Source organism: Anaerolineae bacterium, assembly GCA_016931895.1.
In the GTDB taxonomy this organism is placed as follows: Bacteria; Chloroflexota; Anaerolineae; order 4572-78; family J111; genus JAFGNV01.
In genome coordinates this window covers 1-15,454 of record JAFGDY010000167.1, presented here as the reverse complement: position 1 = coordinate 15,454, position 15,454 = coordinate 1, and the positions used below count along the sequence as shown (strand labels likewise).

16 protein-coding genes are annotated in these 15,454 nt (G+C 52.1%); 9 read left to right on the top strand and 7 right to left on the bottom strand.

Going from position 1 to position 15,454, the window contains the following annotated elements; all coding sequences use genetic code 11:
• Window positions 1-148: 148 nt before the first annotated feature.
• The 4 genes from JW953_12855 (at window position 149) to JW953_12840 (ending at window position 4,908) form a co-directional block, all read left to right on the top strand.
• A complete protein-coding gene (locus JW953_12855) occupies window positions 149-1,930 on the top strand; it encodes an SLC13 family permease (GenBank protein ID MBN1993582.1) in 1,782 nt (593 codons plus the stop codon).
• Window positions 1,931-1,939: 9 nt separating this feature from the next.
• Entirely contained in the window at window positions 1,940-2,647 is a 708-nt protein-coding gene (locus tag JW953_12850; protein MBN1993581.1) for an ABC transporter ATP-binding protein, read from the top strand.
• Window positions 2,648-2,890: 243 nt separating this feature from the next.
• On the top strand, window positions 2,891-3,424 hold the full coding sequence (locus JW953_12845) for a phosphoribosyltransferase (GenBank protein MBN1993580.1): 534 nt from the start codon (window positions 2,891-2,893) through the stop codon (window positions 3,422-3,424).
• Window positions 3,425-3,549: 125 nt separating this feature from the next.
• The gene (locus JW953_12840) at window positions 3,550-4,908 is read left to right on the top strand and encodes a hypothetical protein (GenBank protein ID MBN1993579.1); all 1,359 of its coding nucleotides are present in this window, start codon (window positions 3,550-3,552) and stop codon (window positions 4,906-4,908) included.
• Between the two features lie 30 nt (window positions 4,909-4,938).
• Here JW953_12840 and JW953_12835 read toward each other — a convergent pair whose 3' ends face one another.
• The 5 genes from JW953_12835 to JW953_12815 form a co-directional block, all read right to left on the bottom strand.
• Window positions 4,939-5,577: a hypothetical protein gene (locus JW953_12835; protein MBN1993578.1), complete on the bottom strand. Its 639-nt coding sequence runs from the start codon at window positions 5,575-5,577 to the stop codon at window positions 4,939-4,941.
• 173 nt (window positions 5,578-5,750) lie between these two features.
• The gene (locus JW953_12830; GenBank protein ID MBN1993577.1) at window positions 5,751-7,061 is read right to left on the bottom strand and encodes an MFS transporter; all 1,311 of its coding nucleotides are present in this window, start codon (window positions 7,059-7,061) and stop codon (window positions 5,751-5,753) included.
• A gap of 116 nt (window positions 7,062-7,177) precedes the next feature.
• Window positions 7,178-7,444, bottom strand: coding sequence for a hypothetical protein (locus JW953_12825; GenBank protein MBN1993576.1), 267 nt, complete (start codon window positions 7,442-7,444; stop codon window positions 7,178-7,180).
• A gap of 166 nt (window positions 7,445-7,610) precedes the next feature.
• On the bottom strand, window positions 7,611-8,429 hold the full coding sequence (locus tag JW953_12820) for a hypothetical protein (GenBank protein ID MBN1993575.1): 819 nt from the start codon (window positions 8,427-8,429) through the stop codon (window positions 7,611-7,613).
• Window positions 8,430-8,462: 33 nt separating this feature from the next.
• Window positions 8,463-9,212 (bottom strand): aldo/keto reductase, encoded by a 750-nt coding sequence (locus JW953_12815; protein ID MBN1993574.1) that lies wholly within the window; start codon window positions 9,210-9,212, stop codon window positions 8,463-8,465.
• A 245-nt stretch (window positions 9,213-9,457) separates the two neighbouring features.
• Here JW953_12815 and JW953_12810 point away from each other — a divergent pair, with 245 nt between their 5' ends.
• From JW953_12810 to JW953_12790, 5 genes are all read left to right on the top strand, one after another.
• Entirely contained in the window at window positions 9,458-10,138 is a 681-nt protein-coding gene (locus JW953_12810) for a flavodoxin domain-containing protein (protein MBN1993573.1), read from the top strand.
• A 28-nt stretch (window positions 10,139-10,166) separates the two neighbouring features.
• Window positions 10,167-10,388 carry a hypothetical protein gene (locus tag JW953_12805; GenBank protein MBN1993572.1) on the top strand — a complete coding sequence of 74 codons (222 nt, stop codon included), beginning with the start codon at window positions 10,167-10,169 and terminating at the stop codon, window positions 10,386-10,388.
• A 159-nt stretch (window positions 10,389-10,547) separates the two neighbouring features.
• Window positions 10,548-11,513, top strand: coding sequence for a hypothetical protein (locus JW953_12800; GenBank protein ID MBN1993571.1), 966 nt, complete (start codon window positions 10,548-10,550; stop codon window positions 11,511-11,513).
• On the top strand, window positions 11,510-12,205 hold the full coding sequence (locus tag JW953_12795; GenBank protein MBN1993570.1) for a response regulator transcription factor: 696 nt from the start codon (window positions 11,510-11,512) through the stop codon (window positions 12,203-12,205). Before JW953_12800 ends, JW953_12795 begins: the two co-directional genes overlap by 4 nt.
• Before the next feature lie 111 nt (window positions 12,206-12,316).
• Window positions 12,317-13,723: a HAMP domain-containing histidine kinase gene (locus JW953_12790; protein MBN1993569.1), complete on the top strand. Its 1,407-nt coding sequence runs from the start codon at window positions 12,317-12,319 to the stop codon at window positions 13,721-13,723.
• 16 nt (window positions 13,724-13,739) lie between these two features.
• On the opposite strand, the gene JW953_12785 is transcribed toward JW953_12790, so the two are convergent.
• Window positions 13,740-14,846 carry an ABC transporter permease gene (locus JW953_12785; GenBank protein ID MBN1993568.1) on the bottom strand — a complete coding sequence of 369 codons (1,107 nt, stop codon included), beginning with the start codon at window positions 14,844-14,846 and terminating at the stop codon, window positions 13,740-13,742.
• Window positions 14,843-15,454, bottom strand: a 612-nt coding sequence (locus tag JW953_12780; protein MBN1993567.1) for an ABC transporter ATP-binding protein, incomplete at its 5' end; no start/stop codon positions are given. The genes JW953_12785 and JW953_12780, both read right to left, overlap by 4 nt.

Genomic DNA, 15,454 nt, shown 5'->3' with positions numbered 1-15,454 from the left:
TTTTGCCGTGGAGAAGATTAGCGCCAACATCATCCATTTGCTCATTCCCCTCATTTTTCCATAAGGGTGCATTTGTGTGATGAACCGTTTGCCCGGAATCATCAACGATGATGTTTCATAATTATGTGGCAGGTATGAGGAGGAGAGTTTGACCCTCGCAATGGTCCTGGCCTTCACCCTTTTGATTGGGACTTTGGTGGTTTTTGCCCTGGATCTCTTCCCCATAGATTTTGTGGCCTTTACGCTAATGGCCCTGGTATTGGTGCTAGGCCCAATTCTGGGTGTTAAACCGGAAGCGGCTATTTCCGGCTTCAGTAATCCGGCCACCATCACGGTTCTGGCCATGTTCATTCTCAGCGGCGGTATTTACCGCACGGGCATGATCAACCTGTTGACGCATCGGCTGGTACGTTTGGCCGGTAATAGCGAGTTGAGACAGTTATTGACCATAGCATTAATTGTGGGGCCTATTTCGGCCTTTATTAACAATACAGCGGCAGTAGCCATTCTAATACCATCGGTCATCACCCTGGCCCGCGAGCACAACCGCGCTCCTTCAAAATTGCTCATTCCGCTTTCGTACTTTTCTCAACTGGCGGGCGTGATAACCCTCATTGGCACGTCAACCAACGTTTTGGCCAGCGCGCTCTCGGCTCAAGAGGGATATGGCGCATTTGGGATGTTTGAGTTCTCCGCCATTGGCTTGCTCATCTTTATCACCGGCGGATTGTATATTTTGCTGATTGGCCATAGGTTGTTGCCCAGGCGAGGCGGCGAACAAAAATTTGAAGAGAGTTATCACGTGCAAGAGTATTTATCTGAGGCCGTTGTTTTGGAAGGTTCTCCTTTGGTGGGCCAGAAAGTCGTTGAGAGTCGGTTGCGGGAACAATTTGACGTTCACGTGTTTGAGGTGTTCAGAAATGGTCAGAAACTGCCCCACCCTTTAGGCCAAAAGGTGCTGCAAGCCGGCGACATCTTGTTTATTAAAGCCAATACCGGGCAACTTTTAAAGATTTTAGATATTGAGGGTCTGGCGATTGCCTCTGACATCCGCCTGGATGACCGACTGGAAAGCGATAGACGGAGTCTGATGGAAGTGGTCATTGGCCCCAATTGCGACCTGATTGGGGGCACGCTAAGCACCACCAATTTTCGCCATCATTACAACTGTACGGTCATTGCTATCCGCAAGCAGGGGCAACTTATTCGGGAACGGTTGAGCAAGGTGAAATTTGAATTTGGCGACACTCTGCTGCTGCGCGGCACTAAAGAGGCCCTGGAACAGATCAAACGCGAACCCGGTTTTATAGCCACCGAGGAAGTGCAGGAAGAAGATTTTCGGATTGGGAAAATCCCTGTTGCGTTGGCCATTGTAGCGGGAGTGGTGTTGGTAGCGGCATTGGGCGTGCCAATTTTGATAACAGCCATTGCCGGCTGCGTATTGATGGTGTTAACCGGCTGTCTTAAAGTAAATGAACTGCATGAATCGGTGCGGTGGGATGTTATTTTTCTCCTGGCCGGAGTCATTCCCCTGGGGCTGGCCCTGCAAGAAACCGGGGGCACGCAATTGATTGCCAGCCTGGCCGCCCAATCTGCCCATTACGTTCCGCCCCTCATTGTTTTGATTATTTTTTACCTCACTACTTCCATTATGACCGAGTTGATTTCCAACAACGCCACCGTGGTGGTGCTGGTGCCCGTAGGCGCGGCCACCGCCAAGGCGTTAGGGCTAAATCCAACGGCCTTTATTTTGGCTATTATGTTTGCCGCCTCTAATAGTTTTGCCACGCCGGTAGGGTATCAAACCAATACAATGGTTTACGGACCTGGCGGCTACAAATTTTTAGACTTTACCAAAGTTGGCTTGCCGCTGAATTTGATTTTGGCTGTAGCCACACCCATTTTTATCACTCTCTTGTGGGGACTTTAAAACTTACCTATGACCGAACCGATCATTCAAGTTGATAACGTACATAAGAGTTACTTGATGGGCAAAGAGGCCGTGCCCGCTTTGCGCGGCGTCACCATTGCGGTGGGGCAAGGGGAAATGCTGTGTTTGATGGGGCCAAGCGGCTCTGGCAAAACCACGCTGCTCAATTTACTGGGCGGGTTGGACGAACCGGGCCGGGGGCACATTATTATTGACGGGAAAAATGTGGTCTCAATGAAGGAAGAGCAGGTGGCCCGGCTGCGGCTGGAAAAACTGGGCTTTATCTTTCAAACCTTTAACCTGCTCAATAACTTTACCGCCTTTGAAAATGTTGAAGCGCCGATGGTGTTGGCCGGCCGCTTCCGGCGCAAGGCTCGCAAAACGCGAACGGCCACCTTGCTAGAACAGGTGGGGCTGGCCGACCGCATGAATCATTATCCCAGCGAACTTTCCGGCGGCCAGCAGCAGCGCGTAGCCGTTGCCCGCGCTCTGGCCAACGACCCGCCCATTATCATCGGCGATGAAATCACCGGCGACCTGGATTCGGAAACCGGCTTTGAGGTGATGCGCCTCATTCGCCAACTCAACCAGGAGCAGGGCAAAACCGTTATCTTTGTCACCCACGATCCCCGCATGGCTAATTTTGCCGATAGAACCATTTATTTGCTGGATGGAATCATCCACAAAGAGGTGGCTAATGAGGATCAAGCAGGTTGAGTAATGGAAAGTTGGTGCTGCAAAATGGAGTTGGGTTTCACTCATCGGTGTCAAAAGTGAATTTTTAGCAAAACCCAACAAATTTGGCTCCAGTGATTGGCCATTCAGCCGTTCAACCCAACCGACCCCTGGCCTTAGAAAAGCCGCCGCCACCATCATTGACACCAGGTCAAAACAGACTAAAATAACGTGGCGTTGGTTTTAATTTTGGTCAGGCAACATACTAAAGAGCTATTCGTAATCATGTTACCGCTGGAAAATCGGCCCGAACCTGATTTAGAACGTGAGATTCTAAGTTGGGCAAATGTAGACAAATTGATTGATCACCTTATCCCTCAATTTAGAGGCGAGTTTGACGGTTTGCTGATGATTACCCGGGGCGGCTTGATTCCGGGGGGGATTTTAAGTGAGGCGCTGCAAATTCAACACGTTTTAACGGCGGCAGTTTATTTTCCCGACGACGTTGACCGAAAGCTGGCCTGGCCCACGTTTATGCAGTTTCCCTCGGATACATTGTTGATTGACCGGCGCATTTTAGTGGTTGACGACATCTGGGGCAACGGCCGGTCAATTATGACGGTTAAAGGCCGGTTAGCCGCGGTAGGCTGCGCATGCGAAACAGCGGTGTTGCATTACCGGGAAATTGATAACCTATTTCGAGATACCGGTCCCGATTATTATGGCGCTATCACCAATCGTTACATCGTTTATCCCTGGCAAAGGTCGATGCTGCCCCTTGCCCCCAAACCTGGCGCCGGCCCGCTACCGGCCATTTGAGCGAATAATATTTTCATTGAATCTTCAATGAGCAAAGGTGCTTTTCTGGGGAGAAAAGCACCTTCTTTATGTTTTGAGAAATTTGCTTCTTGTCTGAGACAAGAAAACTATGAGGGGAGGCAGATATGGATAGTGGATTACCCCATCAAACAAGTATCGAATTCAACGCAGCTCGCCGGCGAGCCTTTATTGAAGAAGCCCTTAACTTTTTCACCGGCCGTCCAAACGACCTGCTTTCTTTTGAGGAAGTTAGACAGGGTTTGAGATTGCAAGATTCTTCTTATCAAGGTTTGCAAGAAATAGAATTGGATAAAATTGTGGGTAGCGTGGGGCGTTATCGAGATTTCACCCGCACTTTTTTGCCCAAAAATGATCGTTCTGCGGACCGCTGGCGGCGGGTTGACGCCGTTACGCACGACATGGTGGGGACGCCGCCCATTGAAGTGTATCAAGTAGGCGATGTTTATTTTGTGCGCGATGGCAATCACCGGGTTTCGGTGGCCCGGGCCCATGGGGCCAAAACCATTGAAGCTTATGTGATAGAATATAAAACCCCCGTGCCTATTGACCACCAGGATGAGTTAGATGACATTCTGCTCAAAGGGGAACGCGCTCAATTTTTGGCAGAAACACAACTGGATAAACTTCAACCCGGCCACAATATTGAATTCACCGAGCCGGGCCGTTACCGGCTGGTCAAAAAACACATCACGTTTCACAAGTATCTAAAAGAAACCGAATGTGGCCGCGAATTTACTGATGAAGAGGCTGTGACCAGTTGGTACCATAACGTCTATTTGCCTGTAGTGCAACTCATTCGGGAACGAGAGATATTGAAGTATTTTCCAGGCCGAACCGAAGCCGACCTGTATGCCTGGCTTGTTCTGCACCGGGCTACGCTTGAACAAGAAGCAAAAGAGTTAGGCAATGTTTCTGATGAAGTATTGGTTGAGGAATTAGAAAAAGAGGCCGCCAATCCCTTTAAACGGCTGGTGAGTCTTTTCCAGCCTGGACTAGACCTGGGGAATCTATCCTTAATTGAAGAACAGACTGATTTTTTAGCGCAAACACAGTTGGATCAGATTCGACCAGAGCATAACATTTACTTTACCGAAGCAGGCTACTATCATTTGGTTAAAGACCATATTGCCGTACACAAATATCTTAAGGAAACAGAAACCAGCAGCAAAATATCTGATGAAGAGGCTGTGGCCAGTTGGTACGATACGGTTTATCTGCCCGTGGCGAATCTGATCCAAAAACGCCGGTTGTTGGATTACTTTCCCAACCATACCATCGCCGATCTTTATCTTTGGTTTGTGTCACGCCGGGCTATGTTAGAAGAGCAAAAACATGGCCTGGGGCAGGTCTCCGACGAACAAGTTATCGCAGATTTAGAACAAACAGCCTATATCACCCCTATGGCTCGTTTGGCCCGTTTTCTGCGCCAAAAGCTTTGGCTTAGTCAATTGTTTAGCCCCTGATCCAACCAGGCTTTACCTGTATCTTTAACTTTATGAAATCAACAAAAGCAATCCTATACTCGTACCGGTCAGACAGCCGGCAATGACCTGCCCCAGTGTATGCCGGTGGAGGTAAACCCTGGCCCAGCCCACCACCGGCACAAGCAGCATCGCCACCATAGACCAGCCGGTCAGCCCGCTGGCCACAATTCCCACACTGGCTGCAGCCGAGATAGTGGTGCTGTGAAAACTGATCTTCCAGAATAGGGTGATAGCGCTCAGGGCGGCCATATATACCCATGTGGTCAACAGAATGGGAATAAGGGCCGGGGGCGCGCCCCAATAACGCAGCAAAAAAAGACAAACCCCTCCCCAAACCACCATCAGGCCCAATGGCTTCAGCCGGGAACGACGGTCAGGCATATGGATGTCGGCCAATTCACCCCTATGTATCAACCACAATACATAGGCCAGCGGAGGCAGGCAGATCAAGGGTAGTCCCCAGGCCAACCAGGAACAGACCTGGAGGGGATTGGGGACAGTATAGAAGATAAAGGCAATGGCCGTGAGGATGCCGACCACCGGCGGGCTAACCAAATTGGAAATCCACTGGGCCAGAATTTCTTCAGAACCATACCAGCTAAAAAGCCAGACTTTTGTTTTTTGAGGGAAGGCGTTGAAAAAAGGCATTTTCTTTCCTTAAAAAATAGATTGTTACAAATGAGATAAAGTTCACTTGAGATGAAGCTTGAGGTAAAGCTCACTATTATTTTAGGAGTTATACTTTAACAACAATTAAAGACCAAATTAAGACAAAGCTAAAAAATTGTTAAAATCCTTTAAAAATCTCCCCCGAGATAGATTCAGATTGTCACCGCCGCCGTCTGTTGATCAGGCAGGGTATCGGTCAGTTCATCTTCCACTAAACGAAGGTGCGGGTTCAAAAAACCGCCCCAGACTACGCCAAACTTAATCAAACCCACTACCACCAATAACAAAGCTATCCCCCGGCCCGGCCCAATGCCGATGAAAGGCCCCACAGAGCCGGCCAACACCCCGTCTGAAACGAGCAAGGGATTGAACAGGTAATCGGCCAACGGACCGGCCAGAAGAAAAGCAAGCGGCATCATGGCGTGAGCAACCATTTGTTGGATGGCAAACACCCGCCCTTGTACCTCCGGCGCAATCTTACTTTGCCACAAAGCCTGATTACAGGCAAAAATGATGGCAATAGCCAAATGAGCCGTAAATGCACCCAGCGCAATCAGCCAGGCCCAAGGTCGCAGGCCCATCAGCACAAAACTGAGGGCGCTGAACAACTCAAAGCCCAGCACCCCATAAATACGCCGTTTAGGCCCGCCCCAAACTGTCATCAAGAGACTGCCGGCCAGCATCCCTAGCCCGGCCACCGAAATGATGACGCCCAACGCATCAGCAGAGGTGAAACTCAGCACTAGCGGCGTGATGAGTACGGCCAACATGCCCCAAAAGAAATTGACCAAGGCCAAAAAGACGAGCAGACCCATCAAACCCGGACGTGCAGCAAGATACTTCCAACCGTAGACAATATCGTGCCAAAGCAATCCCTGGTGAGATTTTTCTTGAGCCGTTGTTGGAGGGCAGGGCACCCGCACCAACAACAAAGTGGTCACCGCAAAAATAAAGGTGCCCACGTCAATGAGAATGACGCCCTGTATTTGAATGGCCAACACCAGCACCCCGGCCAGAGCGGGGGCAAGTATTTCCGAGGCCGCTCGCCCAAATTGCATCAATCCATTCGCCCGTCCCAGTTTCTCTTTAGACACCAGCAGCGGCACAATAGCGGCATAGGCCGGCCATTGCAGGGTGCTAAAAGCAGAACTAAAGGCGGTGGCCAAATAAATGTGCCAGACATCAAGTTGATTGGCAAAAAATAACAGCGCAATTGCCAGCGTGCCCAGCGCCGCGCCGCTGTCGCCGATGATCATAGCCCAGCGCCGGTCCCAACGGTCCACCAACGCTCCGGCCAGCGGCGACAGCACAATGCGGGGCAAGGCCGTACACACGGCAATGAGCGCAAACTGCGTGGCCGAGCCAGTGGTTTGATAAACCCACACCCCCAGGGCAAAGCCGGTCAGGCCGGAGCCAATTTGCGACACCGTTTGGCCCAGCCAGATGACGGCAAAGACAGACATATTTTTGGATAGAAGTTTTGATTTCATGAAAGAATCCTTTCAATAAATAAAGCGAAGTGATCGACAAAAATCACTCCGCTTGACTCAACAGTTTTTAGTTTTACTGCAAAATCAGTTTATTCTGTCATATGATGGCTGGCGGTCGCATCATAATCCATCTCGTAAACTTCTTTCAGCGTGGCAATGCGTTGTAACAAATCCTCCTCAAAGGCACACTTACCCTCAAAGGCATGTAACACAATGCCTTCTAGCAGATCCCCCAAAGACATATCCAGATATTCCGCCAGAGCTTTAAGCACTTTGAGCATGCGTTTTTCAATGCGCACGCCCGTTTGCACCCGCTCAACTTTGATTCTTGGCGACTCTGTTTGTGAGGTGGTCATAGTTTGCTCCGTCCATTTTGGTACATTGGTACATAAATAACATTCAATAATTTACAACATATTGCCTTGAAAGTCAAGTTTTAATCGGATGCATGAGTATAAATTTTTTGAGAAATAAACAAGAGCGCCAAAGCAACGCCTTGGCGCTCTTGTTTTTATGTTTGTTTCACTTTAGTTGGCGCTTGATTGTAGCCACTTCTTTGGGAAAATTTTTAACGAGTCTATTCTTCTTTAAATTCTCCTTGACGATCCACTGTATATCCTTATCCTGGGTGTCAACAAGTTGAGCCATGTAGGTAAACCCTGGCTGCGGACTCGCCTTGACCACCACGCTCAGGGTATAACCCAGCGCCTTTTTTAATATTCTAAAATCCTCGGTTTTGCGCGGCTCAATTTTGAGCACCCGCTTGAAGATATTTTGGTGCAGTTCTAAAGCCGTAGCGGCAATCTCGTCGTTTTTTAAGAGGGCCGGTTCAGCCACCCCGGCCGCAACGGCCCTCAGCTCGAGCAAACTGCCCTCAACAGTCCAGGCGGCCAGGGTTTGCAAAGTATCCCGGCTGCGGCCGGTCAGTAACTTGGTCAAACCCATCGGCACGGCTTCCCGCATGCGCCACCTTGAATCATTGGCCAAGTTTTTCAAGGTGGTGATGGCCCGGTCAAAAAATTCCGGCAAAACTGAACCGATTGCGCCGACACCAACCGCGCCACAAAAGGGGATCAGCTCTTTGGGGTCATTCACGGGCGCCTCGTCAGCCGAGATGTTGGCCATTTCAACGCACAAGTTCCACAGTTTAACCGTCGCTGGCCCGGCATAAGCTTCCACCACCTCTCCCCACGCTTGCGCCAATTCCAAATTCCCCCGTGGCCCGGGCAGATTGTTGCTGTTGGCCGCAATATAATTTCTGAGGGGGGTAGCCTCGCCAGTTTCAAGAATCTGGTCCAATAATTCAATCAAATCCTGTTTGTGTTTTTCTCGTTTGTTCATTCCACCTCGAACTGATTAAAAAGGCTCTGGTTGCTACGGTAATGGGTGCAGGGGGTACCGGGGAGCAAATTCCTCAACCAGTCTCTGGTTTTCGTAGAGTTGTTCAGGTTGGCTGGTACCAATGGTGACAGCATAGACCGTACCAAGCTGAAAAACGTACTGAATCGCGGCGCGAGCGTTCCCGGCCAGTTGGCCACAGCCCAGCACTTTCATCCCGTATACCGCTTTGCCGACCATATATAGCCGCTCAATGAAGGGGTCAACCTTGGTTGGGGTTGCGTCCATATTCACCCCGGTCCGATTGATGCGGGCCAGCACAACTTCGGCCCACTCTGTTTGCGCCGCCGCCTCCAACGCGCCCAGGCCATGACAAGAAACGCCCACCGCCCGCACTTTACCCTGCTCCCTGGCCTGCGAAAGCGCGTCCATAACGCCGGCATATTTACGTGGCCAGTCAGCCTGCGTTACAAAATGCAGGAGCAAAATATCGAGCACATCGGTATTCAATTCCTTGAGAAAACGTTCAACGTCCAACGTTGCCGCTTTGGCGCTTCGGGCCAAAGTTTTGGTGGCAATGACCACTTTATCGCGGGGTAGACCCCGTAGCGCCTGGGCAATATGCCGATGTGTGCCATACCCATCGGCCGTATCCCAAAAATTGACGCCGTGCTCGTAAGCCAGCCGCAGCAAGCTGGCCAGTTTGTTCACGCCCAAAGCCGACTGCTCTGAACGACCACCCCAACCATGCGTGCCTGTGCCAATAGAGAGACGCGACACGCTCAATCCGGTCTTTCCAAAATCAACATAATCCATCTTGCGGTCAGTATACCATCAAGGAGGAAAGAAGTCACCCTCCAAAAGGGGTGACTTCTTTTTTTTGAACGCCCTTATTAATTGACAAATTTGAGCCTTCCACATTCCTCCCCATCATCTTCACAAATTTTTGACAATTGATTGCTAGAATGGTGTCAAATCACAAACTTAAAGTATTTGTGAAAAACGACTCGATAGACAAGGGGAAAATAAAAATGAGTAAAAACAAAATCACCCGGCGGCAATTTTTGATACGGGGAGCAGGCGTAGTTGGCGCAACGGCGCTGGCCTGTGCCGGTGCGGGGTTCTTCGCCGCCCGCCAACCGGCAGTAGAATTTATCGAATCGAACTGCGGCCAGGCAGAAAACGGCGGCGACGGAATATTGATCGCCTACGCTAGCGAGGCCGGATCCACCGGTGAGATAGCTGAGGCTATTGGACAGGTGTTGTGTGAGGCGGGGACAGCGGTGGAGGTGCGCCCGGTGCAAGACATTAGTGACCTCAGCTCTTACCGGGCCGTCGTCGTGGGTAGTCCCATCCACGCCAGCGCGTGGTTACCTGAAGCAATCGCGTTTGTGGAGACACACCGAAATGCGTTGAGCCAGATGCCCGTAGCCTACTTTTTAAGCTGCTTGACCCTGGCCGCGCCTGATGCAGACAATCTCCGCCCCAAGGTAGCAAGTTTTTTGGACCCGGTGCGCCGGCAAGTGTCGGAAGTGCAACCAGTGGATGTGGGTCTTTTTGCAGGGAAACTGGACTTCAGTAAATTATCCTTTGCTTATCGCGTGGTGTGGCCTTTTACAGCGGGGGGACAGGTTACCGAAGGTGATTACCGCGACTGGAAAACCATTAAAGCCTGGGCTGGCAATCTAGCTCCGGTGTTGTTAAATGCATAGCATATTGAGGTGATAGGAGTTGATAACAATGCAAAGCAAGAACCTGGATTACCTCATCATCATCATTATGGTTTTGTGCGGCCTTTACGCAGCGCTCACCGGATTGGTGATGGACGTATTGAATCTGCCTATGCTTATTTTTCACAATTACGCCGGCTACATCAGCACGATTCTGGCGGGGATTCACCTGGCTCGCAATTGGGAGAGGGTTAAGATTGTCCTGCGGAGGGGAAAAAGAATATTGGCTTAAACAGGTCAAGCGAGTTGCCTTGTAGATTCAAGGTGTGACTGCTGTTGAAAGTCGGCGGCGTTTTGAGAAGGTAGGCGGGCCTGAATAGAGACCGACATTTGCGTCTAAAAGAGAAGCGGCGTTACAATCAACGGCAAATGATTCCCCAGAGGATATGGCATGCCTAACAAAATCATTGCCCGGATTTTGCGAGAAACAAACAGCCCAAATTTATTGGACGTGTTGTCTGGCTTGAACGCGTCGGATTTACAATCGTTGTTGTTGGAAGTTTACCGCCGACGCGCCCGGCGATTAACACCCCGCGAGGTATTGACGCAATTTGAGCAAAATCGTTTTGTGCAACTGGCGGCGGTCAAGCCGCAGAAAATGATCGAGTTTGAGCGGCTGGCCTACTCGTTGCTGCCGCCGGATGTTGAAGTGGTTGAGCTTTCGCCGGTGACGCCGCTGGGCAGCAATTCGGTGGTGGCTACGGTAGATCAAAACAATGCCGTCACCACCATTCGCAACACCGAAGTTTGCTCCGACTCCACCAACGTGATGGCCCTGGAATGCGCGCGCCGGCGGCGGGAGATGAGCAAACGGAATCTGTGGTCTAAAGAAAGAGTTAAACTCTGCGCCAGCCAGCGTTTGCTGCGCGCCCAGCCGTTTGACGCCCCGGCCTCGTTTGCCCACTTTAGGGTGCTGGCGCTCTGCACCGCCGGCCAGGAAGAAAGAAATTATCAGTTTGAAACCCAATCGTTGGTTGAACACATTGAATTTTACGCGCGGCTCATAGAGGCGTGTAAAAAACGGGGTTTTGCCGTGGCTGAAGTCAACACTTATTTGACCGCTTTTGACGAAAAACGATATGAGATCATCAAAACAGAAGTTTTGGAAAAACTGGCGACCAAATATCCGCCGATCAACTTTGCCTTTGACCAAAATCGAGAAAGCGGCAGGGGATATTACGAAAGCGCCGTTTTTCAAATCTATATCCGTGATACCTCCGGCGAGAATTATCTGATCGGCGACGGCGGCTTCACCGATTGGACGCAGCAATATCTAAGCAATCGCAAAGAACGGCTGCTTATTAGTGGTTTTGGCAGTGAGCGATTTATTTATGTGTTTGGAAACAAAGGATCATGACTAAAACCATCCTCATTGTTGATGACGAACCCAAAATCGTGCAGATTTGCCGCGACTACCTGACTGCGGCCGGTTTTCAGGTGATAAGCGTTGAAACCGGCCCACTGGGACTGGCCGCCGTCCGCCGTGACCGGCCCGATTTGATGGTGCTCGACCTGATGCTGCCGGGCATGGACGGCCTGGACGTGTGCCGCCATTTGCGGCAAGACCCACTGCTCAAAAACATCCCCATCATTATGCTCACCGCCCGCGTGGAAGAAACCGACAAACTGGTGGGGCTTGAACTGGGCGCGGACGATTACATCACCAAACCTTTCAGCCCCCGCGAGTTGGTGGCCCGCGCGCGCGCTGTGCTGCGCCGGGCCAGGGGTGACACCGTCACCCCCGAAATTATTCGCGTGGCCGACCTCACCCTGGACCGCGCCCGCTACAAAGCCATCTTGCCAAATAAAGAAGTCACGCTCACCCCCACCGAATTCGAAATTCTGGCCACGCTGGCCGGCCAGCCGGGGCGCATTTTTTCTCGCGCTCAACTGCTCACGGCTACGCGCGGGGTTTCTTTTGAAAGCTACGAGAGAGCGATAGACTCTCATGTGCGCAATCTGCGCCGCAAAATTGAACCGGAGAACGGCAGCCCCAAATACATCATCACCGTGCATGGGGTGGGATATAAATTTGCCGAACAAGGGTAACGCAGTTGAATCGTTTTCCTATTCCGTACCACGTATTTCGTAAATCATTCCACGTAATCCGAAATACGCAATAATTGCCACAAATCACCTAACTTCTTGGAACAACATCCTATGTCTGACCAAAATGATCATCTCCACTCAATCCGCCAAATCCGCCGCCGTCTGTTTTGGCTGTTGACGCTGGCTTTTGGGGTAGTGGTGACCATCACTGTTGTCTTGCTGCTGGTTCTGCTCACTTTATTTATCAGCAATGCCCCCTTGTCAAGCGGTCCGTTTGCCCCAACCACCTTGCTTGGTTCGTTGCAAGCTTACTATATCGCCTATGGCAGTTGGGAGGGTGTAGAAGCGCTTTCGCTAGAAACCAACGCAGGAATCCAGGCCAGTTTTGCCGATGAATGGGAAGATGTTCTACTGCTCGATGAAACCAACCGGGTGTTGATTGATCGCGGGTACATCGGCACCGAACGGGTTGGGCAGATTTACATCCCCGGCAATAAAGAGAAACTTTACCCGGTTCAGTTCAACGGAGACCAGGTTGGAACGTTAGCCTATGTTAAAGAACTACCCCTCAAACCAATCTTTGTCTTTTTGGGCTTGCTGCCGGGGGCGGTGTTGGTTACATGCTTCGCCGGTGTCCTCACCCTGATTATCGGTTTATTGCTCATGCGGCGGGTGGTTACGCCGCTGGCCGACGTAATTGCCACGGCCCAAGAGGTGGCCTCGGGCAACCTGTCCGCCCGCGTGCAAGTGGGTGGCCCCAGCGACCTGCGCAGTTTGAGCGATTCCTTTAACCAGATGGCCGACTCCCTGGAGCGCAACGACCGCGAACGCCGCAACATGCTGGCCGATATTGCCCACGAATTACGCACTCCGCTGACCATTATGCGGGGTCGGTTGGAGGGGATTTTGGACGGGGTTTATCCCTTGAAAGAGGACCAAATTGCCCCGGCCCTGGAAGAGGTTTACGTACTGGACAATTTGGTGGAAGACTTGCGTTTGCTCACCCTGGCCGAAACGCGACAATTATCGTTGGACTGCCGCGAGATCAACCTGGGCGAGATTGCAGAAAACACAGCCAGCCTGTTTGAGGCCGAAGCTGCGGACAAGGGCATCTCGTTGATTACGGAATTTGACTCTGATCTGCCAACTATCAACGCCGACCCGCAGCGCATCGGGCAGGTTATCGGCAACCTATTGAGCAACGCTCTGCGTTACATTCCGGCCGAGGGAGGACAGATCAAACTGGCGGTGCAGCAAGTGGAAAACAGCGTCACCCTGAGCGTGAGCGACAACGGCCCCGGCATCCCAGAAGCCGACTTGCCCCATCTATTTGACCGCTTCTGGCGCAGCGAAAAATCACGTACTCGCTCAGAGGGGGGAGCGGGACTGGGCTTGGCCATAGCCAAACAACTTGTGGAAATGCATGGGGGAACCATTGGCGTGGAGAGCACGCCGGGGAAGGGGGCCAGGTTTTGGTTCAGGTTGCCTCATTATCGGCATCCTGAACCCGTTTCGTAACGTCCCATTTTTCATTTTAGTGACTCCTCTCCTTCATTTGCAGACATTGAAAAGTAATGACTCCCCCGGCCAGGTACAGGAGCGATAGAAACAAGGTGGCGGCCAGCCGAAAGCTGATTTCCTTCAGCCCGACACCGTAACTTAAAACCTGCTGTAAAGCCAGAAAGCCGTGGCTGGCCGGGAAAATATCGAATAGATCAATTTGATGTCCCAGCAACACAAAGAGGGTGATGGGCGGCAGTTGGTAAAAGGAACCGGAGAGAAATACTTGGGTCATGGCCACCATGCTGCCCAAATTGATGGCCTGGCTGTCGTTTTCAATAAAACAGGCCACCAGCAAACCCAGGCCAACGGCCGAAAAACTAATTGCCAGCCCTACCACCATCGCCAGCCATAACTCGCCCTGATTGTGGTAACCCATCAGAATGGCAGCAACGAAGACCAAAACGACCATCACCACGGCCACTGCCATTTGAGCCAGGCCGATGCCGGTCAGTAGTTCCCCGGCACGGAGAGGGGCCAGGCGCAAGCGGCGCAGCGTATGCCAGCGGATTTCGCGGGCCACCAGCATGGCGGTTTGGGGGATGATGAGCAACAAGGCAAAAACAATCATGCCCGGCGCGTACAGGTCGAACTCAGAGCGGGGACCATCCTTGAACAAAGGCTGTTCGACCACTTTCACCACCTGTGGCCGCCTGGCCAGTTGGTCGGCAGCGCGGTAAAAAGTGTTATCCAACATAAGGCTGGCCCGGTAAAATTGGAGGCTCAGCGGGTCGCCGCGCACGGTGACATTCAGACCGTCATCTGTTTCAGCAATGGCTAACAAGGCCGTAACGTCGCCGGATTTGAGCGCGGTTTCGGCGGCAGCCGGATCGGTGGTATGGGTCACGGCAAATACGGGCCGGCCATCGGCGTAACGCTGCGATTCTAAATCTGCCAGCAGGCCCTCTCCGGCAGGGGTGGTATGGCTGACCCATAGGGGATGGGTGACCAGCATGGGCACGTTGTAGCCTACGGCCAGAATACCCACAAATGCCAGGGGGGTCAACACCACCAGGGCCAGCAGTTTTGGCTCGCGCACAATCTCCAGCAGGCTTTTGCGGGCTACCAGTAGTGTTTTCATGGGCGCAACCTCCGCCCGGTGAGTTGGATGAATACGTCTTCCAGGGTGTTCTCTCGCACTCGCACCTCACCGGCGGGTAGGCCCACATTTTCCAACGTGGCCAAAATAGTCGGTAGCGCGCCGACGGCGTTCAGCGCCCGGACGGTGAGCATTTTGCGTTCCACCTCTACCACGGCTTCAGCCACCTGGGGGGCCAGACTTTCTTGCGCCTGTTGGGCCAGGGTCGCATCCAGCGGGCCGTTCAACTGAATTTCAACCACATCGCCCTCACCCACCCGGCGCTTGAGCGCGGCGGGGGTATCCAGCACCAGTAATTCGCCGTGGTCAATAATGGCCACGCGGTCGGCTACGCGGTCGGCTTCGTCCATGTTGTGGGTAGTAAGGATAACGGTTTTTTGGCGGGCCAGCGATTGGATGTACTCGCGCACCTTTACCCGGCTCTGCGGGTCAAGCCCGGCTTCCGGCTCATCGAACACCACAATTTCGGGGTCATGCACCAGGGCCATGAGCAGGTTGAGCCGCCGCTTCATCCCGCCGGAAAGGGTGCGGGCCTGTTGGTGGCGCTTGGCGGATAAATCCAATTCGGCCAGTAGTTGTTCCCCCCGGTG